Genomic DNA, 19,652 nt, shown 5'->3' with positions numbered 1-19,652 from the left:
GGCTCCCCATGCGCAACACCGCGATGAACATGGTCCACAAGCTCGCTGCGCGCGACGAGCGGGTGCTTTACATCGGCTCCGATCCCGGCGCCGGTACCCTGCGCGCGATGAGCAAGGAGTTTCCCAAGCGCCACCTGATCGAGGGCATTTCGGAAGCGCACATCATCGGCATGTCCGCCGGCCTCGCGATGGAGGGCTTCGTGCCCTACGTCAACACCATCGCAACGTTCCTCACCCGCCGCTGCTACGAACAGGTCGCCGTCGATCTCTGCCTCCACAATCTGCCGGTGCGGCTGATCGCCAATGGCGGCGGCCTCGTTTACGCGCCGCTTGGTCCCACCCACCAGGCGATCGAGGACATCGCCATCATGCGGGCACTGCCGAACATGACGGTGATCTGCCCGTGCGACGCCGATGAGGCCGCGCGCATGATGGAGCAGACGCTCGACTGGAAGGGTCCGATCTACATCCGGCTCGGCAAGGGCGGCGACGCCATCGTCTCGAAGGCCGAGCACGGCTTCGAGATCGGCAAGGCCATCCTGATGCGCTCCCCCGGCGACGTCCTCATGGTGAGCACCGGCATCATGCTCCAGCGTGCCATCGCCGCGGCCGACCTGCTTGCCGCGCAGGGCGTTCGCGCCGGCATCCTGCACATGCATACGGTCAAGCCGCTCGATACCGCGGCGCTGCTGCAGGCGATCCGCGGGGTCAAGCTCGTGGCGACGCTGGAAGAGCACGTGCCCTCGGGCGGACTCGGCAGCGCGGTCGCGGAGGCGATGATCGACAAGCTCGGTTCGGGTCTGCCGGCGATGCTGCGGCTGTCGCTGCCGGACCGCTTCATGCACAATTACGGTTCGCAGGACTCGCTGCTGAAGAAGCACGGACTCTCCGCCAACGCGATTGCGACCTCGATCGAGCATGCGCTCGCGGCGTCGCGCACTTCCTCCCCTCAACTCCATTCCACCTGACGGGTCCCATGTACGACGTTCGCTATTCCTATCTGCTCGAGCAGTTCGCCGACCCCGCTCCGATCCTGGCCGAGATCGGCCGGCTGGTGGCGACCGGCGACTTCACCCTTGGCAAGCCCGTCGCCGAATTCGAAAAGCGCTTTGCCGAACTGATCGGGGTCCGGCACGCCATCGGCGTCGGATCGGGCACCGACGCCCTCAAGCTGCCGCTCAAGGCGCTCGGCATCGGCCATGGCGACGAGGTCATCACCGCCGCCAACACCTTCATCGCCACGGTCGGCGCGATCGCGGAAACCGGCGCCACCCCGGTGCTGGTGGACTGCGACGATTCCTTCTGCATGAATGTCGACCAGGTCGAGGCCGCCATCACTGAGAAGACCAAGGCGATCATGCCGGTTCAGCTCACCGGCGAGGTCACCGACATGGGCAAGCTGATGCCGATCGCGCAGCGCCATAACCTGCCCGTGGTCGAGGATGCCTGCCAGGGCATCCTGTCGGAGTTTGCCGGAAAGCGCTCCGGCACCCACGGCATCGCGGCCGGCTTCTCGCTGCATCCGCTCAAGAACCTCAACGTCTGGGGCGATGCCGGCGTCGTCGTCACCAACGACGACGGCATGAACGAAAAGCTCCGCCTGATCCGCAACCACGGCATGAAGAACCGCGACGAGATCGCGATCCTCGGCTGCAATTCGCGGCTCGATTCTCTCCAGGCGGTGGTCGGCAATTGGCTGATCGGCCAGACCAACGAGATCACGCGGCGCCGGATCGAGAATGCGGCCTATTACGACGCGGGCCTCGCCGGCCTGCCCGGCCTGCGCATCCCGCCGCGCCGGCCCAACGTGAAGCACGTCTATCATCTCTACATGGTGTTCGCCGAGCGCCGCGACGAACTCTACAAATACTGCCTGGACAACGGCATCGAGGCCAAGATCCACTACCCGATCCCGCTGTATCAGCAGGAAGGCCTCAAGCATCTCGGCTACGCGCCCGGCACCTTCCCGGTCACCGACCGCCACGCCGGGGAAGTCATCAGCTTCCCCGTCGACCAGCATCTGACGCGCGCGCAGCAGGACCGCGTCATCGAGACCGTCAGGAAGTTCTGCCATGGACGCTGACACCGGCCGCCGGCGCATCGGTTACGTCAATCTCCCCGCGCAGTTCGAGGAAGAGCGCGCCGAGATCATGCAGGCGGTCGAGGGCGTATTCCAGCGCGGCGACTTCATCGGCGGCGCGGCGGTCGGAAAGCTCGAGGAGGAGTTGTCGTCCTATCTCGGCTCACCGCATGTCGTGACGCTGAACTCCGGTACCGACGCGCTGATCCTCGCCATGCGGGCGCTCGACATCGGCCCCGGCGACGAGGTCATCACCCCGCCGAATTCGTTCGTGGCATCGACCGCCGCGATCATCGCGGTCGGCGCCACGCCGGTGTTTGCGGACGTGCTGCCGGACCAGAACATCGACCCCGCCGCGGTCGAGGCTGCCGTCACGTCGCGCACCAAGGCGATCATGCCGGTGCACCTGACCGGGCGCATGGCCGACATGGGCCCGCTGATGGCGATCGCGGCCAAGCACGCGCTCGCCGTGATCGAGGACAGCGCCCAGGCGATCGGCTCGACCTATGACGGCCGGATGAGCGGCACGATCGGCACGTTCGGCTGCTTCTCCGCCCACCCGCTGAAGAATCTCAACGCGGCCGGCGATGCCGGCTTCCTCGTCACCGCCGACGCGGAGCTTGCCGCAAGAATCCGCCGGCTGCGCAACCACGGCCTGATCAACCGCAGCGACGTCCAGGAATGGGGCCTCGTATCACGGCTCGACACGCTTCAGGCCGAAGTGCTGCGCATTCGCCTGCGCCACCTGCCATCGGTCATCGAACGCCGAAGGCGCAACGCCGCGCAATACCGCGCGGAGCTCGCGGGCCTGCCGCTGTTCATTCCGCCCTGCCGCAACATCGAGTTCAACACCTTCCACACCTTCGTCGTGCAGACCGAGCGTCGCAACGATTTCCAGAAATATCTTGCCGACAAGGGCATCGAGACCGCAATCCACTATCCGGTCCCGATCCACCTGCAGCCGGCCGCGGCGCATCTGGGCCATGGCCGCGGCGCATTCCCGGTGACGGAACGGCAGGCCGACCAGATCCTCACCCTCCCCATCAACCAGTTCCTGTCGGCCGCCGACATCAGCTATATTTGCGCGACCGCCCGGGAGTATTTTGCATGACGGACACGGACTTCCTGCACGCCGACGAGCAGGCGCTGGCGCAGCGCTTCATCGACGACGGCTTCGTCACCACGCCGGCCGACGACCGCGCCGGGCTCGACCGGATCCAGCGCCGTGCCGCAGAGCTCGCCGCGGACTATCTGAAGCTGCCGCACAGCAACGATCCCTATGCGATGCTCGACACCATCCACACGCGGGTCAGCGTGGATGATCTCAACGGCCTGCGGCTGCACGTCTTCAACGGCCTCAACGCCGAGCCCTGGTTCCGGCCGACCTACTTTCGCCTGGCACGCTCGACGATCGAGACCATCGTCGGCAACGAGCTGTGCATGCAGCGCCGCGTCAATCTCAGCATCCAGCTTCCCGGCGACAGCTCCTCGCTGCTCGCCACACATTCCGACGTCTGGTCCGGCGATTCGCCGTTCGAGGTCGTGGTGTGGGTGCCGCTGGTCGACGTCCACCGCACCAAGTCGATGTATCTGCTGCCCCCGTCCCTGAACGGCGAGATGCAGGACCGGATGGCCGCCCTGCGAAGCGCCGAGGAACTGTACAAGACCATCAAGCCGCACGCGACCTTCATCGAGATTCCCTACGGTCACGTGATGCTGTTCAACCAGACTCTGATGCACGGCAATCGCGTCAACGAGGAAGCCGGCACGCGCTGGAGCATGAATTGCCGCTTCAAGAGCATCATGTCGCCTTACGCGGACAAGCGCTTCGGCGAGTTCTTCGAGCCGATCCTGCTGCGCCCGGCGACCCGCGTCGGCATGCAGTACAAGCTGCCGGGAGGCTTCCATGGCTGAGCGAGCCGGCCACCGCGGCTACATCGGCGCCCGGCCGCTGAACGGCAGCCGCACCCCGCAGCATGTCCAGAACATCGTGATCCGCGACTATGCGCGGCGGAAGAACCTGCATTATCTGCTCAGCGCCGCCGAGCACACCATGCCCGGCAGCTACATGGTGCTCGAGGATATCCTGGACGAGCTGCCCCGGCTGCGTGGCCTGATCCTCTACAGCATCTTCATGCTGCCGCCCGACGAGGCGCGCCGTCGCCAGATCTACGACCGCGTGCTGCGCGAGGGCTGCGACCTCCATGCCGCGGTCGAGGAGATCACGCTGGCATCGCAGAAGGACGTCCAGGCCGTCGAGGACATCCTGCTCGTCAACAAGTTCGCGACCATCCTGTGACGGTGACGCGGACCGGTTGGCTCCCATGACCGAGATCAACCTGCTCCAGCCGATGCATGCATCGACAAAGCGGAATTACGTCCAGCGCGTGGTCGAGCACGACAAGGCGGAATCCGCCGCCGTCGCACGGCAATGGGGCCGTGACTATTGGGACGGCGACCGACGCTACGGCTACGGCGGCTACCGCTATGACGGACGATGGCGACCGCTGGCCCAGACCCTGATCGATCGCTACGGCATCAAGCCGGGCATGAGCGTGCTCGACGTCGGCTGCGGCAAGGGCTACCTGCTCTACGAGTTCACCCAGCTCGTTCCGGACCTCCAGATCGCCGGCATCGACGTCTCCGAGTACGGCATCGCCAATGCCAAGGAGGAGGTGCGGCCCCATCTGAAGGTCGGCAGCGCCGTCGAACTCCCCTATCCCGATCACAGCTTCGACCTCGTGGTGTCGCTCGGCGTGCTGCACAATCTCCCGCTCGAGGAGGTCTTCCGCGCGGTGCCCGAGATCGAGCGCGTCGGACGCGGCGCCTCGAAATATCTGATGGTCGAATCCTTCCGCAACGAGCGCGAGAAGGCGAACTTGCTTTACTGGCAGCTCACCTGCCTGAGCTTCCATGGTCCGGAAACATGGGCCTGGATCTACGACAAATGCGGATACCGGGGCGACCATGGGTTCATCTTCTTCGAATGAAGCAGGCCTGCGCGGGCCGACCTCGTTGCGTGCGCAAAATCCGGAAGTGTACTATTCGGACGACGCGATCGTCACGGCGGACGACGCCACGATCGCGGAGCTGAAACGGATTGCTGCCGGCAACCCGCGTCTGCGCAGCCGGCTGTGCACACACCCCGATCCCTCGTCAGGCCTGCACGAAATGCTGATCGTGCATCATCGCGAAGCCTATGTGCGACCCCACAAGCACATCGGCAAACCGGAATCGTTCCACGTGATCGAAGGCACCGCACAGGTCGTGATCTTCGAGGATGACGGCCGCATTCGCGACGTGCTCGAGATGGCGCCCTACGGTGAGGGCAAACGCTGCTATTATCGCATGCCGGAAAAGGTCTTCCACTCGATCCTGATCACCTCCGAATGGCTGGTGTTTCACGAGACCACCGCCGGTCCATTCGATCCGTCCCGCACGGCATTCCCCGACTGGGCCCCCGACGGCGGCGACGCTGCCGAGGTCCAAGCCTACGTGACGAGAACCGGCACCCTCGCTGCGGAATATTTGGACAGTCGAGGCAAAGCTTAGGAGCATGGCCATCCCCGTCGGGCTCGAGGATGCTCGCATGAATGTAGATCCGAGCGCTGCCGCCCTCCGACGAGAGGAGCGGGCAGGCATCGGATACGTCTACCTTGCGCTGGCTCTCGCCTTTGTCACGGCCGCGCCCGCTCTGTTCGCGCGTGAAGTCTTCGGCGACGATTGGACCGTGTACTACATCTACTGGACCCAAGGTGCAGCCGGCGTTGCTCGCGTGCTGTGGGAATCGGCGCACGCGGGCTTTGCGATCCCCATGACGCTGTTTGTGGCGCTTTTCAACGACACTCCCGATGTCTCTGCGCGGATTGCCGGACTGGCCTGCCACCTGGTCAACGGCGTGTTGCTTCACTCCGTCTTGTCGCGATCTTCCTATACGAGACGGATCGCCGGTCTTGTCACGGCTCTGTTCCTGCTCAGCCCGTTCTATGCGATTCGCCTGACCCTCAACGCGGTCTACGACTTCTTCTTGCTGTTCTATCTGCTCTCCTACGAGCTGTCCTATTCGAAGCTGCGCGCGCTTCGATGGAGCGCACCATTCTGCCTGCTATTCGCGTTGTCGCTCGAGACCCTGATCGCCCTCGAACCGCTTCGCGTCGTGCTCGCCTGGTCTGGCCGCGAGCGCTGGAGGCAGACGCTCGCGCGTCTTGCACCGTTCTGGCTGGCCGTTGCAGCCATGATCGTTCTGCGACTGACAATTCTGGGGAAGAGCGGTCACTACGCCGGTCAATATAGTTTCGCGAACGATTTCTCGATCATAGCCAGTGCACTCTATGCCCACCTCGCGGCCTTCCCCCGCGGCCTGGGCTACGCCTGCTCTCGCGGTTTCGCGCTGCTGGGGCTGCCCGTGTCCGCGGTCGTGACCTTGGCCGCGATTGCCGTCTTTGCCCGGTTCTCGTCGACCGCATTGTGGACGCCCTGGGTGCTGAACGGACGCTCGAACAGGAATGCGACGCTCCTGCTGCTGATGCTGGGCGCCGCGATTTCCCTTCTCGGCGCGGTGCCCTACGCACTTGCCGGGCTTTATGGCGACGTGACGCGGGGTGAGTCCAGGCTACTCTTTCCTTCGCAGTTCGGCGTCTTGATCCTGTTGGCAACGGTCATACAGGCCATCCCGGGAGTGCGCGTACGCGCAGCAGCCGCGGGGGCCCTGATCGCGATCTTCGCCTTGTCGACGGCTCACGATTCCAAATGGCTGCTCTACGACGGATTGCTCAGCAGCGACATGCTGCGGCAAGTCCGAGCAGCCTTGCTCGCGGATCCTGAGCCGAAGGTCGTGAAGCTCCAGTTCGAGAACTGGCACGTCTTCTCGTTCCGCTCACGATGCCTCGGCGCCAACGACATGAACGTGGCACAGACGATCCTGCGGGACGAAAATCGCGAGCGGTCGTTTGTCTATACGGACTTTTGTGGGGATTTTACCGATCCGAACTTCGTCGTGAACGGCCACTGCCCGGTTTCCTACCTCGAAACCTTTCCTTGCCCGCCCCGCCGCGAGACCTGGCGCTATCGCCCCGCCCCGGGCATTCCGCGGCCCGACGACATTGGATACATCGAGCTTCTGACGGCGACCCTCGGAAGGAGCTCCTCGGCCACGGAAGGCCGCGGGGAGTTGATGCAATTGAAGGACGGAAACCCGGTCCCTCTGGCGAGAGCCGAGTATCGGCCGCCCTGCAACCGGCCCGGCGTCCGCGGGGCGGCCTGGTTGCTGGCGCTGCCGGCCCCCGCATGTGAAAGTGCCGCCTCTGGAGTTCGCTAGACCGCGCGTCATCATTTCAGGCGCGAACACTGCCATGCCGGATGCAACCGCGGGCTTCGCGGGATTGTTCAGGGAATACTGTGGTGGTAGAAGCGCCTCGCGACGGGAAGTTCAGGCAATTGGGGACTGGACGTGATTTCAGAGAAAATTGGATTTCCGCTGTGTTCGACGAAGCCTACTCCCCGACGTCGATCATAGCCGACGTCGAGATCTCCTAGTGCAATACACAAGGGAATTCTCGGTCGCCGCCAGAGCAGTTGTGGCCGCCCTGCTCGCGTGCGCCGCCGCCTACGTGGTGCTGCTGCTGCTGAAAAACTACCTTCCGTCGTTTCGATCGAACTTCGTCGAAGGCTTCGATATGGCCTTGGCCGACAGGAATTGCGATTTCTGCAAGAAGGCGTTCTACGGCTCGTTCTTCCTGTCCGGGCCGATTGCGGCAGCGGCGGCATTGTACGCGGCGTATCGATCATCGGGCTCGCTCGCACTGAGCGCCATCACGGCGAGCTTCGTCTATCTTGCCCTCGACGCCGCCAATGAATGGAGGAGCCCCGGGATCGCGATCGCCCTGCTGGCGGCCGCGGCCATCACCGTCGCTCTCAATCGAGGCGCCAACAATTACCTTCCTGCCGCAAAACCCTCGGCCGACATCCCGTTCAGCGTGGGGGCGGCCGATCTGCTCGCGATCATATTCCTCGCCGTGCTGCTGATCCCCTCCGACCTCGAGGGCCTGACCGCCGCCGTGCGGGACGAAGCGCACAAGGTAAGTTACTTCATCGGTCCGGCGCTTTATGGCTACGCCCCCGGACTCGTTCCGGGATTGGACTTCCATTCGCATTACGGCCCCGCACTCGGCTGGTTCTTTCATCTCATCATGGGAGATGGCTGGAAATCGGCGGCGATGCGAGCGGTCGGATTGAACATCGCGATCACGCTCGCGACCTACATCCAGGCCTACTTTCTTCTGAATTACATGATCCGGTCGAGACTTGCCGCGATCGCCGTCATCACGGCGCTCGCCGTGCTGGCTTTCTCCACCACCGGCCAGTTCTACTCGCCGTCCGCCTACCCGACGCGATTTCCTCTCTTGATCGTCTTTGCGCTCGCGATCAGCCTGCACTGCACCGCTCCCGGGCGCCTGACATGGCTCATCACGTCGGCCATCATGTGCGCCATCTCGCTGCTCTGGCAGACAGAGATCGGACTGTTCTTCCTTGTGACAGGCACCTTCGTCGCGGCGATCGTCGGAGGCTTTCCGAACTATCGCAATGCCCTCGTGTTCGCAGTCACATCGATAGGTGCCGCAATCCTGATGTGCCTGGTGCTGTTCGGCACGAGAGCCTTCTCCCTGGAGTTTCTGATCGAATGCTTTCGCCCGCTCGTACTCTACGGGACTGGGTGGGGAAGCACGCCCATCAAATGGGACTTGGGCTGGGGCATCATCTACAATCTGCCGCTCCAGATCATGGGATGCATCACCGTCGGCTGGGCCGCGATCCGGCTGTCACGGCACTCCGATTCTTGGCATGACCGGTTCGTGACCGGGATTCTGATGACGCTGTCGATGATTGGCATGGCGCTGATGATCAAATGGGTCAACCGGACGCTGGACGCTGTCTGGCACCAGAACGCGTTGCCGCTGGTGATGGTCTCGGCATGGTGGATCCGCCAGTTTTCGACGGGGTGGCAACCGTCGTTCCGAAGAACCGCTGGCGCCATAGCGGCGGCTGCGACCGTTCTTGCGCTGCTGTTCGTGCAGGACAAGAACAATCCCCACCTCTACGGCCTGAGATCGTATGCAACTTATCCCAGCCTTCTGCGGTGGCCGTTCGTCTCGAGCCCGCCGGTCACGTGGCAGGAAGACCTTGAGCAGATCACCGAGGCCGATGCGAAGTTCATCCAGGATAAAACCAGGCCGGACGAGAGGGTCCTGGTCATCGCTATCAAGGATTGGGCCTATCTGGCGCAGGCCCATCGGGCACCCATGGCCTATTTCATGCCGTTCCTGGTGTCCTTTGACGCGCGGTTCCTGGATCGCTCCATGAACCCGGCGGACCGGCTGTTTTATGATAGCATGGTTGAGCGCAGGCCGGAGTACCACCATGTTCGAGAGGTCATGAAGCGGATCAAGCAAGATTTCGTGGCCGTGGAGACCAGGGGTAATTTGACACTCTACGAGCGGCGGCGGCCTTGACGTCGACCGTGCTCGTAGCCGTCGCGCGCGCACATGGCCGGCCGCATCCACCTCCGATTGAGGGATGGCGGCACGTCTTGCAAGACCTATCCACGGCTGCTACCTGCTTCGGCCGAGGACGCATAGGCTGGAGGAATGCTCCGCGTAGCCCGGATGGAATGTATCCGGGACCGTCTCATTGCCAGCCGCGCCGGTTTCCATTGAAGGTCGCCTCGTCGGACCTGCCCAAATGCGAGAATAATCAGTGACCGATCATTGCCGCCTCTGCCATTCGACCAACCTGCGACCGGTCATCGACCTCGGGCAAATGCCGATCGCGCATCGGCTTCGGCGCAGCCGGAACGAGCAGGAGGAGCGATATCCGTTCGAGGTGCTCGCCTGCGGCGACTGCGGCCTGCCGCAGATCGTCAAGCCGATCGATCCAGACATCCTGTATCGTCAGTTCAACTACAATTTCAGCAGCTGGAAGCCGGAGCCGCACCAGGTCGACGAGCTCGACACCATCGCGAAGTTCTCGAAGCACCAGTCCGTGTTCGAGATCGGATGCAACGACGGCCTGTTCATGGACAAGCTGCGCGAACGCGGCGCGAAGGTCCTCGTGGGCGTGGAGCCCAACCCCGTGTCGGGCAAGATTGCCCGCGAGCGCGGCATCAAGGTCTATTCCGACATGATCAGCCCGGCCCTGTGTCACGACGCGGTCGCCCAGGCCGGCAAGTTCGATCTCGTGGTCTCGCGTCAGGTGCTGGAGCACATCGTCGACTTCGAGAACTTTTTCGATTGCGTGAAGATTGCGCTGCGCGACGACGGGCTGCTGTTCATCGACGTGCCTGATTTCGCGCCCGGCTCGACCGTAGGCGACCTCTCCGTCCTCTGGGAGGAGCACGTCAGCTATTTCACCGAACCCACCCTGCTCGCTTTACTGGCGCGGCACGGCTTCGAGGCCGTGTCGGTGAAGAAATACAATTTCAGCGGCGGCAGCCTCGCGGTTGCGGCCCGCCGTGCCGCGGGCAGCGTGACGCCTCCGCCTGCGCCGTCCGGCGTCGGCGAAACATTCGGTCAGCGCGCAAGGGAATATGGTGCTCGTCTTCGCCCGATCCTCGCCAAGGCCCGCGCCGACGGCGCCGAGATCGCCATCTATGGCGCCGGTTGTCGCGCCTGCACCTTCACCAATGCCCATGAGTTGGCCGATCTCGTCGACCTCTCGGTCGACGACCAGAAGGAGCGCCAGGGCCTGTTCCTGCCCGGCACCGGGATTCCGATCCGCTCGCCGGACGATCTCGCCGGCAAGCCTGGGCCGCTCGTCTGTCTCCTCGCCGTGAACCAAGAGAACGAAGCCAAGGTGAGCGGCCGGCTGCGCGAGAACGTGAAGCGTCCGCTCCACATCGTTTCGATCTTCGCGCCCTCCGACATCTGGAGCGAGCTCGACCGTCTCGAGGCGGCGCTAAGGTCGCAGCATGGCTGAGGACAAGCTCTTCAACTATTACGAACGTCAGGACGTCCTGCCGACGTTCGGAAATTTCAAGTCGTCCGCCGAGCTCGCAGCCTATGCCGGCCAGCGCCGCGAACTGTTTGCGGACAAGCTGGTGCTGCCGCCGCGGCTATTCCGCAATGCCGATGTGCTCGAGTTCGGTCCTGATTCCGGCGAGAACGCGCTGGTGTTTGCCGGCTGGGGCGCGAACATGACGCTCGCCGAGCCGAACCGGCATGCACACCCGAAGATCCAGGCCTACTTCGCGCATTTCGGCCTGACGGAGCGGCTGCGCGAGCTCGCACTGGCCGATGTCGAGGGATTCCGCAGCGATCGCCGCTTCGACATCATCGACGCCGAAGGGTTCATCTACACGGTGCAGCCGACGGAAAACTGGCTCGGCATCTTCCACGGCCTGCTCAATCCGGACGGTTACGCCGTCGTGTCCTATTACGAGCGCTATGGCGGCTTCTTCGAACTCGCGCTCAAGGCGATCCATGCGGCCGGCAAGGCGTTGACGGGTCGTCCTGCGCTCGAAACGGCAAGGCTGCTGTTCGAGGCCAAGTGGGACAGCATCCCGCACACCCGCAGCTTCGAATCCTGGCTGATGGACGTGCTCGAAAATCCATTTGTGCGGTATCGGTACTTCCTCGACGCGGCAGCCTTGTGCACGGCGGCGCATGAGCAGGGATTCGATATCCATTCCGCGTGGCCGGCCTATCGCGACAGCCTGGACATCTACTGGCACAAGAAAGTCTTGCCCGGCGACGAGAAACTGCGGCGTGCGGTGCGCCATCTCGACCGCAGCCGCCTCAGCTTCCTGGGCGGACGCAAGCTCTACCTGGTCGGCAAGGCCGATGCCGTCGAGGCGATCTCGGCATCGATCGAGGCGCTGGTTCTCGACGTCGACGCGCTGATCGACGATCCCTTCGGCGCCAGCCTGCCGCGCGTGGTCGCGAGCCTCGATTCGCTGCGCGAGACGATCCGGACGACGGACGTCCTCGCCGACGATGCCGCCGACATCGAAGCCATCATTGCGACGCTCGACAGCTTCCATCGCATCTTTGGCGCGATCGGGCGACGGGATGCGTCCGCGGTCACTGCCCTCACCCAAACCGATCCAGCGTTCATCGACAGCTGGGGACAGCCGGCGCATTTCCTCGTCGTCCGAAAGCGCTCCGGGGAATCATAGCCAGTGAAGCCAGGCATTGGCATCATCGGGACAGGCATGGTCGGCCAGATGTGCCACCTCGCCAATTTCGCTGCCAATCCGGCCTGCCGCGTCGTCGCGGTCGCCGATCTCCGCCCGGATCTGGCCGCCGCCGCCGCGCAGAAGTTCGGCGTTGCGCGGGTCTATGGAACGCACCGGGAGTTGCTTGCGGACAGCGAGGTTACCGCCGTCGTCGTCGTGACGAAGCGGCGCGCGACCGGTCCGATCGTCCTGGACGCCCTGAACAGCGGCCGTCACGTGCTGTCGGAAAAGCCGATGGCCTACACGACGGCCCAAGCCGAGACGCTGGTCGAGGCGGCACGGCGACAGGACCTCATCTACAGCATCGGCTACATGAAACGACACGATGCCGGCGTGGCACGCGCACTGGCCGCGTTGGCGCGTCTTCGCGCAGACGGCTCGCTCGGGCGCATCGTCGCCGCGCGCGGCTGGTGCCTCGGCGGCGACACGGGCCGGGCGCAGGACAATTTCGTGATGACCGGCGAAGCACGGCCGGACGGACTCGAACTCTGGGACGATGGCCCCGACTGGATGCCGCGCGCGATGCGCCAGGGCTACGACAACTTCCTGAACGTCTTCAGCCATATCATCAATCTGTCCCGCTACCTGCTCGGACCATCGCCGACGCTCCTCGAAAGCGCGATCGAGACCTCGGGAGCCGCCCGCATGGCCCTCGACTTCAACGGCATCGTTTGCACGCTGGATCTCGCGAACGGAGCCAAAGGAGCCTGGCGCGAGGGACTGGCGATCGATTTCGAGCGCGGAAGCCTCACCCTCGAATTGCCCGCTCCCTTCGCCGAACAGGAGGCGCAGGTCATCATCGATCACGACGGCGAATCCACCCGACTGGCGCGCGCAACGAGCTGGGCATTTCGGCGCCAAGCCGACGCCTTCGTCGCCGATATCGTGGACTGCAAAATACCCCTCGCGTCCGGCGCGGACTCGGTGAGCGACATCTCACTGGCCGAAATGGTCTACGAGCGGCAGGCTGGCGGCACAGTGTGACCTGCAAGTCGTTTTCGTCGCGGCACATGATTGCAAGCCCGCGTGACGACCGGCCGTCAGGGGCGCCGGGGCTGCCTTGACCTGAAAAATACGACCTCCTATAGACTTCCGCTCTGGCTGGCCTGAGAGGCGTCCGGGACGATTTTCCGCAATGAACCTGCTACCAGGCCCGGCGCAAGCTGCTGCGATTGGTCTCAGCCTCGCCTTTCCACTGTTGTTGCTGCTTTACGCGCGCATCGCCGCCACCGGCGGAGCCGGCCGTCGTTTCCGGCTGGGCTGCGTCAGCCTCGTCATCCTTTACGCGGTCGCCTGTATCGCCCTTCCAGGTCAGCGCCAGGTCGGCGACGTGCTTGGCGGTCTCTTCCTGCTCGGGACCGCAATGATGCTCTGCTACATCCTGTTCAGCCTGCTGGCCTGGGGCTTCACGCTGACGCTGCTCACGGCGCTCGTTCAGGCCGGACGGCCTCTCACCCTCGAGCAATGGGCGACAGCCTACATGCAAGGTGGAGACCTCGGCACCTTCACGCACAATCGCCTGAAGCTCCTGATCGGGGCCGGCATGGTCGTCACGGCGGACGGCCGGCTTGCCCCCACCACCAAGGGAGTTGCGGTCGCGCATCTCGTCAAGCTCGTTCGTCTGTCGACAGGCCTTGGGTGAGGCGATGTCCTTTGCTGTCGGACTTGCCGCCGTCGCCGTGTTCGCCCTGCTGGCGCCTGCCCTGCAATTCATGGCGCGCACACGCGCATGGCCGCTTGGACCCGTCGCCCTGCTCGCGATTGCTGCTGTTGTCTCGCACGGTTTGGGGGTAACGCTCGGACTTCTCGCCGTCCCGCAGTTTCAGTACTGGGACGCCGCCTCGGTTTTCGGATTTTGCGTGATGGCTTACGTTTTCGCCTTTGGCGCCGTCTATAAATCGGTTTCGCTGGGCATCCTGCTCAGCCTCGTCGACCGCCCCGATCGCAGGGCCCCGCTGTCGGAGATCGTGGAGCGGCAGGTTCCAGATCTGTTCCGCGGACGAATTGGGAATTTGGTCGACGGAGGCCTTGTCGAACGGTCAGATTCGCACTTTGCGGCAACAGCGAGGGGTCGGAACATGGCCGGCCATGTCGGGCGGCTGCGACGCGCGTTCGGCATCGGCGATACCAGTCTCTATGATTTTTCCGAATAGTTGCGCGGATCACACACATCCCAGGTTTCGCGCTGGTCCTGTGGGCATGCAGGGGACCTGCATTGTTCGCCCGGTTCAGATGACCTAGACTTTGCACAGGGGCCATCGGGACAGAATGGCCCCGTCAACGGGCGCATACGATGACACCTTCCAGGGCGGCAAAACGGCTTACGATCGTCATCCCTGCATTGAACGAGCAGGACAAGATCGCCGACACCATCGGCGGCGTGCTGCCGCTCGCCCGCGAGCTGCTTGACGACTTCGAGATCTTCCTGATCGACGACGGCAGCACCGATGCGACCGGCGCGATCATGGACGAGTTCGCCGCCGGCGAGCCGCGCATCATCGTGCATCACAACCCCGAACGGCGGGGCGTTGGCGCAGGTTTCGAATATGCTCTGGCGCGCGCGAAATTCGATGCCATCACGCTCATTCCTGGCGATCACGCCTTTCAGAACGAGGGTGTCGCCCGGATGTTCAAGGCGGCGGGCGCCGCCGACCTCGTCATCACCTATCGCGACAACCAGTCGGACCGCTCCATCAACCGCTCGCTGCAATCGCATTCGCTGCGGTTCGTCCTGAACTGCCTGTTCGGCTTCTGGCTGTCCGACTACCACAGCATGATCGTCTATCCCGTGAAATGGCTGCGCCAGATCGCGGTGAAGGCCGACGGTTACGGCTATCAGATCTGCGCGCTGATCTCGCTGCTCCAGCTAGGCCTCACCTACGTGCAGGTGCCGGTCAGCCTGAATGCGGAGCTGAAGGGCTCGTCCCGCGCGCTGCGGCTGCGCACCTATTTCGAGCTCATCGGGACGATCTTCTCGCTGATCCGCCGCGTTCCCATTCGTCACGTCGATCTCAGCCAGGTTCCCGGCGACCGCGAGCGGGTCCCGGCGCGCTAGGCGGGCCTGGCATTTGAATGCGAGAATTGGGACCTGCTCCTGGCGTCAAGTTCGTGGGACGCACCCGTCCCTATCCCGCCAGCATCCAACTTAAGCGATTGATTTGACTGGCAGGAGTGGCAGGGCTCGAACCTGCGACCCCCGGTTTTGGAGACCGGTGCTCTACCAATTGAGCTACACTCCTACGGACCCCGCGTCGCCACAGGATCAGGCGCGCTTTCAAGCACAAGGGACGGCCGCTTTGCAAGGGTGAACCGCGCCGGCTTCGCTTGTTTGTGCCGGGCTTTCTGGGCCACAGTCCGTTGGCAATAACAAAAACCAACCGGGAGTGCCCATGACCGCGACAGCGACCGCCACAGCCGCCCCACAGGCCACACCGCAGACCCCGCCTGTGCCGGAAGCCCGCCCCGAGACGCTCGGACTGTCACGTCCCCGCCTCCAGGCCATGTCGGACGCCTTCAAGCGCGAGATCGACAAGGGAACCGTGCCCGGGGTGACCGTGCTGGTGGCGAGGCGCGGCCAGGTCGGCTGGTTCGAGGCGCTCGGAAAACAGAGCCCGTCGGCCGCCGCGCCGATGGCGCGTGATTCGATCTTCCGCATCTTCTCGATGACCAAGCCGATCGTCTCGGTCGCCATCATGGCGCTGGTCGAGGACGGCCACCTCCTGCTCAGCGACCCCGTCGCCAAGTTCATCCCGGAATTTGCGAACCAGAAGGTCGGCGTCGCCAGTGGCGATCGGCTGGAGCTGGTGCCGCCGGCGCGGCCCATGACCGTGCAGGACCTGCTCCGCCACACCTCCGGCCTCACCTACGAGCACCAGGGCGACGGCCCCGTGCACAAACTCTACCAGGAGTCCCGCGTCCGCAGCCGCAAGATCAGCAACGCCGAGCACGCCGCCTTGGTGGCGAGCTTCCCGCTGGTCTGCCAGCCCGGCGCGGAGTTCAACTACAGCCGGTCCACCGACATTCTGGGCCGCATCATCGAGGTCGTCAGCGGCAAGTCGCTCGGCGCGTTCCTCGCCGAGCGGGTGCTCGCGCCGCTCCGGATGGCCGAGACCGGCTTCTCGACCAGCGAGGCCAATGCCGGCCGCCTCGCCGAGCCGTTCGCGGCCGATCCCTGGACCGGAGACAAGGTCGCGCTGTTCAACATGCTGGAGCAGCCGGTGATGGAATCCGGGGGCGGCGGCCTGGTCTCGACCACCATGGACTATGCCCGCTTCTGCCTGATGCTGCGCAACGGCGGCACGCTCGACGGCAACCGGATCATCGGCCGCAAAACGCTGGAGCTGATGGCCTCCGATCACCTCGCTCCCGGCGTTGCCATCAACGGCACGCTGCTGTCGCCCGGCCACGGCTTCGGCCTCGGCTTCGCCGTGCGCAAGGAGGCCGGCATCGCGCCCTTCCCCGGCAGCGTCGGCCAGTATTTCTGGAGCGGCATCGCCGGCACGTTCTTCTGGATCGACCCCCAGGAGGATCTGTTCGCGGTGTTCATGAGCCAGGGCCCCGGACAGCGCGACTACACGCGGACCCTGGTGCGGGACCTGGTTTACGCGGCGGTGGAGTGAGGCGGCGCTTACGCGCGACGCTGCATCCCCAGACTCACTGTCATGCCCCGGCTTGACCGGGGCATCCAGTACGCCGCGCCGGCAGTGCGTCCACACAACTCCCGCCGCGGCGTACTGGATCGCCCGCCTCAGTGCGCAAGTGCGCACAAGGCGGGCGATGACACCGGTTGTTGGGTGGGCTACGTGCCTCTTCTACGCTCTATCGCTCAACTGATCGTCGCGCCGCCGTCGATCACCATGGTCTGGCCGGTCATGAAGTCACCGGCCTTGGAGCCCAGGAACACCGCTGCGCCCGCGATCTCGTCGGGGATGCCGATGCGCAGCAGCGGCGAGCGCGACGTCGAGGCTTTCAGGTTCTCCGGATTATCCCACAGCGCCTTGGCGAAATCGGTCTTGATCAGGCCGGGCGCGATGCAGTTCACGCGAATGTTGTGCGGGCCGTATTCGCAGGCGAGGTTGCGCGCGAGTTGCATGTCGGCGGCTTTCGAGATCGCGTAGGCGCCGAGGATGGTCGAGCCCTTGAGGCCGCCGATCGAGGACACGATGATGACGGAGCCGTCCTTGCGCTCGATCATCTGCGGCACCACCATCGAGATCAGCCAGTTGTTGGCGACGATGTTGTTGTCGAGGATCTTCCTGAACTGATCGTCGGAGATGCCGGCGAGCGGGCCGTAATACGGGTTCGAGGCGGCGTTGCAGACCAGCACGTCGATCTTGCCAAAGGCGCGGTTGCTCTCGTCGACGAGGTTTTGCAGGTTCTCCTTCGACGAGATGTTGGCGGCGACCGCGACCGCGGTCCCCTTGCCGAACTTGTCGTTGATCCCCTTTGCGACCTGCTCGCAGACGTCGGCCTTGCGCGAGGAGATCACGACCTTGGCGCCGTGCTCGGCCATGCGCTCAGCGATCGCGAGCCCGATGCCGCGCGTCGATCCCGTGATGACGGCGACTTTTCCCTTCATGTCGAACAAGGTCATGTGTCTCTCCCAGAATTTGATCTTGGTGTTGATGTCATTCCGGGGCGATGCGAAGCAGCGAACCCGGAATCTCGAGATTCCGGGTCCGGTCCTAACGGACCGTCCCGGAATGACGACCTACTCACGCCAGCTTCTTGACTTCCGGTCCCGCGGGCTGATGCATCGCCGCGTGAGCAGCATCCGCGATCCACGGCTGCTGGTTGACCATGGGCAACCGCCAGAGCGTGCGCTCGGGGCTCGCAAAATGGTCGAGCCGGGTGATCGAGCAATTGTCGATGTCGAACGACAGCGCCTTCTCCAGCTGGCCATCGAGCGCGAGTCCCAGCGCCGCCTTGATCGTGCCGCCATGCGCGACGGCGATGATGTCCTGCCCGGCCGCCTCATTGTTGATCCGCTCAATGGTGCGGCGCGTACGGTTGTAGAGGTCCATGAAGCTTTCGCCGCCGGGCGCGGGCTCGTTGATGTCGGCGAACCAGCTCGATCCGACGGGACGGCTGGCGATGAACTGGGCGCGGTTCATGCCCTGCCAACGGCCGAGATTCTGCTCCGCGAGATCCGCTTCCCATGTCATCGACGCAGGCTTGGGGAAGCCGGCCGCCCAGATCGCCTCCGCGGTCTGGTGCGTGCGCATCAGGTTGCTCGAATACCAGACGGCCTTGCGCGGCAGCACCTTGGCAACGGCATTGAACACGTAGGTGTCGCTGGTGTCGCAGGCGATATCGCTCTGCCCGTAGATGTTGCCGCCGTCACTGCGCACCGGCGCGTGCCGGACCCACCACCATCGCGTGACGACCACATTCGGCTTGTCTGCACCCGCCATCGAAACCCTTCCATCACGTCTGATGTCGCTGTACGTCAGTAGCGAACGTGTCTCAAGACACTTTACCGTTTGAAATCTTGTTTGAAATTCCGTCGCGCGGCAAGCGTCGCGCGCGAGCAAAAGGGAGAAACGCATGGGCCGCCTGCAAGGCAAATCCGTCATCATCACCGGCGCCGGCAGCGGCATCGGCCGCGCGGCTTCGCTGCTGTTCACCAGGGAAGGCGCCAAGCTGATCGCGGTCGATCGCACCGAGGCGGTGAAGGAGACCGTCGACGAGGTGAAGAAGGCCGGCGGTGTTGCGGAAGCCATGATCGCGGATGCCGGCTCCGAAAACGACGTCATCGCCGTGATCGACAAGGCGGTGAAGACGCACGGCCGGCTCGACGTGATCTGGGCCAATGCCGGCATCTCCGGCGGCCTCGTTCCGATTCCCGAGCAGACCGTCGAGCACTGGCAGGAGATCCTGCGCATCAATCTGATCGGGCCGTTCCTCGCGGTGAAGTATGCCATGCCGCACATGATCAAGCAGCAGTCGGGCGCGATCGTGCTGACCGCGTCCGTCGCGGGTCTCAAGGCCGGCGCCAGCGGACATCCCTATGCCGCGAGCAAGGCCGGCGTGATTAGCCTGGTGCAAACCACCGCCTATTCGCTCACCGGCACGGGCGTGCGCATCAATGCGGTCTGCCCGGGCCTGATCGAAACCGGCATGACCAAGCCGATCTTCGACCGCGCCAAGGAGCGCGGCACCCAGGACAAGATCGGCCAGCTCAATCCGCTCAAGCGCCCCGGCCAGCCGCACGAGCTCGCGGCGATGGGACTGTTCCTGGCCAGCGACGAGGCGTCTTATGTGAACGGCCAGGCGTTCCCGGTCGACGGCGGCCTCACCGCGTCGATGCCGTATACGGGCAAGCCGGTTTAATCTCGTCGCTGA

General features: G+C 64.3%; 19 protein-coding genes and 1 tRNA gene. 17 read left to right on the top strand and 3 right to left on the bottom strand.

What is annotated here, in order from left to right; all coding sequences use genetic code 11:
* The first annotated feature begins 8 nt into the window (after positions 1 to 8).
* The 15 genes from AC3WLX_RS22095 to AC3WLX_RS22025 all read left to right on the top strand — a co-directional run bounded on the left by AC3WLX_RS22095 (position 9) and on the right by AC3WLX_RS22025 (position 15,363).
* Positions 9 to 968, top strand: coding sequence for a transketolase family protein (locus AC3WLX_RS22095; protein ID WP_291621477.1), 960 nt, complete (start codon positions 9 to 11; stop codon positions 966 to 968).
* Positions 969 to 976: 8 nt separating this feature from the next.
* Positions 977 to 2,083: a DegT/DnrJ/EryC1/StrS family aminotransferase gene (locus tag AC3WLX_RS22090; protein WP_492337581.1), complete on the top strand. Its 1,107-nt coding sequence runs from the start codon at positions 977 to 979 to the stop codon at positions 2,081 to 2,083.
* On the top strand, positions 2,073 to 3,191 hold the full coding sequence (locus AC3WLX_RS22085) for a DegT/DnrJ/EryC1/StrS family aminotransferase (RefSeq protein ID WP_291621473.1): 1,119 nt from the start codon (positions 2,073 to 2,075) through the stop codon (positions 3,189 to 3,191). Before AC3WLX_RS22090 ends, AC3WLX_RS22085 begins: the two co-directional genes overlap by 11 nt.
* On the top strand, positions 3,188 to 3,994 hold the full coding sequence (locus AC3WLX_RS22080; protein WP_025037016.1) for a sporadic carbohydrate cluster 2OG-Fe(II) oxygenase: 807 nt from the start codon (positions 3,188 to 3,190) through the stop codon (positions 3,992 to 3,994). The genes AC3WLX_RS22085 and AC3WLX_RS22080 overlap by 4 nt, the downstream gene beginning before the upstream one ends.
* The gene (locus tag AC3WLX_RS22075) at positions 3,987 to 4,379 is read left to right on the top strand and encodes an LIC12192 family sporadic carbohydrate cluster protein (protein ID WP_492337580.1); all 393 of its coding nucleotides are present in this window, start codon (positions 3,987 to 3,989) and stop codon (positions 4,377 to 4,379) included. Before AC3WLX_RS22080 ends, AC3WLX_RS22075 begins: the two co-directional genes overlap by 8 nt.
* Before the next feature lie 25 nt (positions 4,380 to 4,404).
* A complete protein-coding gene (locus AC3WLX_RS22070) occupies positions 4,405 to 5,070 on the top strand; it encodes a class I SAM-dependent methyltransferase (protein ID WP_492337579.1) in 666 nt (221 codons plus the stop codon).
* Complete coding sequence (locus AC3WLX_RS22065; RefSeq protein WP_291621464.1) at positions 5,048 to 5,632, top strand: WbuC family cupin fold metalloprotein; 585 nt, start codon at positions 5,048 to 5,050, stop codon at positions 5,630 to 5,632. Before AC3WLX_RS22070 ends, AC3WLX_RS22065 begins: the two co-directional genes overlap by 23 nt.
* Positions 5,633 to 5,636: 4 nt before the next feature.
* A complete protein-coding gene (locus AC3WLX_RS22060; protein WP_492337578.1) occupies positions 5,637 to 7,397 on the top strand; it encodes a hypothetical protein in 1,761 nt (586 codons plus the stop codon).
* 217 nt (positions 7,398 to 7,614) lie between these two features.
* Entirely contained in the window at positions 7,615 to 9,588 is a 1,974-nt protein-coding gene (locus AC3WLX_RS22055) for a hypothetical protein (RefSeq protein WP_492337577.1), read from the top strand.
* A 244-nt stretch (positions 9,589 to 9,832) separates the two neighbouring features.
* Positions 9,833 to 11,050 (top strand): class I SAM-dependent methyltransferase, encoded by a 1,218-nt coding sequence (locus AC3WLX_RS22050; protein ID WP_492337576.1) that lies wholly within the window; start codon positions 9,833 to 9,835, stop codon positions 11,048 to 11,050.
* Entirely contained in the window at positions 11,043 to 12,248 is a 1,206-nt protein-coding gene (locus tag AC3WLX_RS22045; RefSeq protein WP_492337575.1) for a class I SAM-dependent methyltransferase, read from the top strand. The genes AC3WLX_RS22050 and AC3WLX_RS22045 overlap by 8 nt, the downstream gene beginning before the upstream one ends.
* A gap of 3 nt (positions 12,249 to 12,251) precedes the next feature.
* Entirely contained in the window at positions 12,252 to 13,292 is a 1,041-nt protein-coding gene (locus tag AC3WLX_RS22040) for a Gfo/Idh/MocA family oxidoreductase (RefSeq protein ID WP_492337574.1), read from the top strand.
* A 151-nt stretch (positions 13,293 to 13,443) separates the two neighbouring features.
* Entirely contained in the window at positions 13,444 to 13,950 is a 507-nt protein-coding gene (locus tag AC3WLX_RS22035) for a hypothetical protein (protein ID WP_492337573.1), read from the top strand.
* Between the two features lie 4 nt (positions 13,951 to 13,954).
* A complete protein-coding gene (locus AC3WLX_RS22030; RefSeq protein ID WP_492337572.1) occupies positions 13,955 to 14,461 on the top strand; it encodes a hypothetical protein in 507 nt (168 codons plus the stop codon).
* A 140-nt stretch (positions 14,462 to 14,601) separates the two neighbouring features.
* Entirely contained in the window at positions 14,602 to 15,363 is a 762-nt protein-coding gene (locus AC3WLX_RS22025; protein ID WP_492337571.1) for a glycosyltransferase family 2 protein, read from the top strand.
* Between the two features lie 108 nt (positions 15,364 to 15,471).
* Here the strand turns inward: AC3WLX_RS22025 and AC3WLX_RS22020 are convergent.
* Positions 15,472 to 15,547, bottom strand: a tRNA-Trp gene (locus tag AC3WLX_RS22020).
* A 150-nt stretch (positions 15,548 to 15,697) separates the two neighbouring features.
* Here AC3WLX_RS22020 and AC3WLX_RS22015 point away from each other — a divergent pair.
* Complete coding sequence (locus AC3WLX_RS22015; protein WP_492337570.1) at positions 15,698 to 16,927, top strand: serine hydrolase domain-containing protein; 1,230 nt, start codon at positions 15,698 to 15,700, stop codon at positions 16,925 to 16,927.
* A 206-nt stretch (positions 16,928 to 17,133) separates the two neighbouring features.
* On the opposite strand, the gene AC3WLX_RS22010 is transcribed toward AC3WLX_RS22015, so the two are convergent.
* Positions 17,134 to 17,901 (bottom strand): SDR family NAD(P)-dependent oxidoreductase, encoded by a 768-nt coding sequence (locus AC3WLX_RS22010; protein WP_492337569.1) that lies wholly within the window; start codon positions 17,899 to 17,901, stop codon positions 17,134 to 17,136.
* Between the two features lie 121 nt (positions 17,902 to 18,022).
* Positions 18,023 to 18,721, bottom strand: a complete 699-nt coding sequence (locus AC3WLX_RS22005; RefSeq protein WP_492337568.1) for a histidine phosphatase family protein — start codon at positions 18,719 to 18,721, stop codon at positions 18,023 to 18,025.
* 133 nt (positions 18,722 to 18,854) lie between these two features.
* On the opposite strand from AC3WLX_RS22005, the gene AC3WLX_RS22000 reads away from it, so the two are divergent.
* Positions 18,855 to 19,640, top strand: coding sequence for an SDR family NAD(P)-dependent oxidoreductase (locus AC3WLX_RS22000; protein ID WP_291630421.1), 786 nt, complete (start codon positions 18,855 to 18,857; stop codon positions 19,638 to 19,640).
* Positions 19,641 to 19,652 lie beyond the last annotated feature (12 nt).

The sequence above is a fragment of the Bradyrhizobium sp. FW305-F6 genome (genome assembly GCF_058782905.1).
This window is presented reverse-complemented; position numbering and strand designations above follow the sequence as displayed.

What these genes read in the sequence shown, in the direction of transcription:
- AC3WLX_RS22085 (WP_291621473.1), top strand. Translation starts at nt 2,073, where the DNA reads ATGGACGCTGACACCGGCCGCCGGCGCATCGGTTACGTCAATCTCCCC.
- AC3WLX_RS22060 (WP_492337578.1), top strand. Translation starts at nt 5,637, where the DNA reads ATGGCCATCCCCGTCGGGCTCGAGGATGCTCGCATGAATGTAGATCCG.
- AC3WLX_RS22080 (WP_025037016.1), top strand. Translation starts at nt 3,188, where the DNA reads ATGACGGACACGGACTTCCTGCACGCCGACGAGCAGGCGCTGGCGCAG.
- AC3WLX_RS22075 (WP_492337580.1), top strand. Translation starts at nt 3,987, where the DNA reads ATGGCTGAGCGAGCCGGCCACCGCGGCTACATCGGCGCCCGGCCGCTG.
- AC3WLX_RS22070 (WP_492337579.1), top strand. Translation starts at nt 4,405, where the DNA reads ATGACCGAGATCAACCTGCTCCAGCCGATGCATGCATCGACAAAGCGG.
- AC3WLX_RS22095 (WP_291621477.1), top strand. Translation starts at nt 9, where the DNA reads ATGCGCAACACCGCGATGAACATGGTCCACAAGCTCGCTGCGCGCGAC.
- AC3WLX_RS22030 (WP_492337572.1), top strand. Translation starts at nt 13,955, where the DNA reads ATGTCCTTTGCTGTCGGACTTGCCGCCGTCGCCGTGTTCGCCCTGCTG.
- AC3WLX_RS22010 (WP_492337569.1), bottom strand. Translation starts at nt 17,901, where the DNA reads ATGACCTTGTTCGACATGAAGGGAAAAGTCGCCGTCATCACGGGATCG.
- AC3WLX_RS22025 (WP_492337571.1), top strand. Translation starts at nt 14,602, where the DNA reads ATGACACCTTCCAGGGCGGCAAAACGGCTTACGATCGTCATCCCTGCA.
- AC3WLX_RS22015 (WP_492337570.1), top strand. Translation starts at nt 15,698, where the DNA reads ATGACCGCGACAGCGACCGCCACAGCCGCCCCACAGGCCACACCGCAG.
- AC3WLX_RS22045 (WP_492337575.1), top strand. Translation starts at nt 11,043, where the DNA reads ATGGCTGAGGACAAGCTCTTCAACTATTACGAACGTCAGGACGTCCTG.
- AC3WLX_RS22005 (WP_492337568.1), bottom strand. Translation starts at nt 18,721, where the DNA reads ATGGCGGGTGCAGACAAGCCGAATGTGGTCGTCACGCGATGGTGGTGG.
- AC3WLX_RS22090 (WP_492337581.1), top strand. Translation starts at nt 977, where the DNA reads ATGTACGACGTTCGCTATTCCTATCTGCTCGAGCAGTTCGCCGACCCC.
- AC3WLX_RS22035 (WP_492337573.1), top strand. Translation starts at nt 13,444, where the DNA reads ATGAACCTGCTACCAGGCCCGGCGCAAGCTGCTGCGATTGGTCTCAGC.
- AC3WLX_RS22000 (WP_291630421.1), top strand. Translation starts at nt 18,855, where the DNA reads ATGGGCCGCCTGCAAGGCAAATCCGTCATCATCACCGGCGCCGGCAGC.
- AC3WLX_RS22065 (WP_291621464.1), top strand. Translation starts at nt 5,048, where the DNA reads ATGGGTTCATCTTCTTCGAATGAAGCAGGCCTGCGCGGGCCGACCTCG.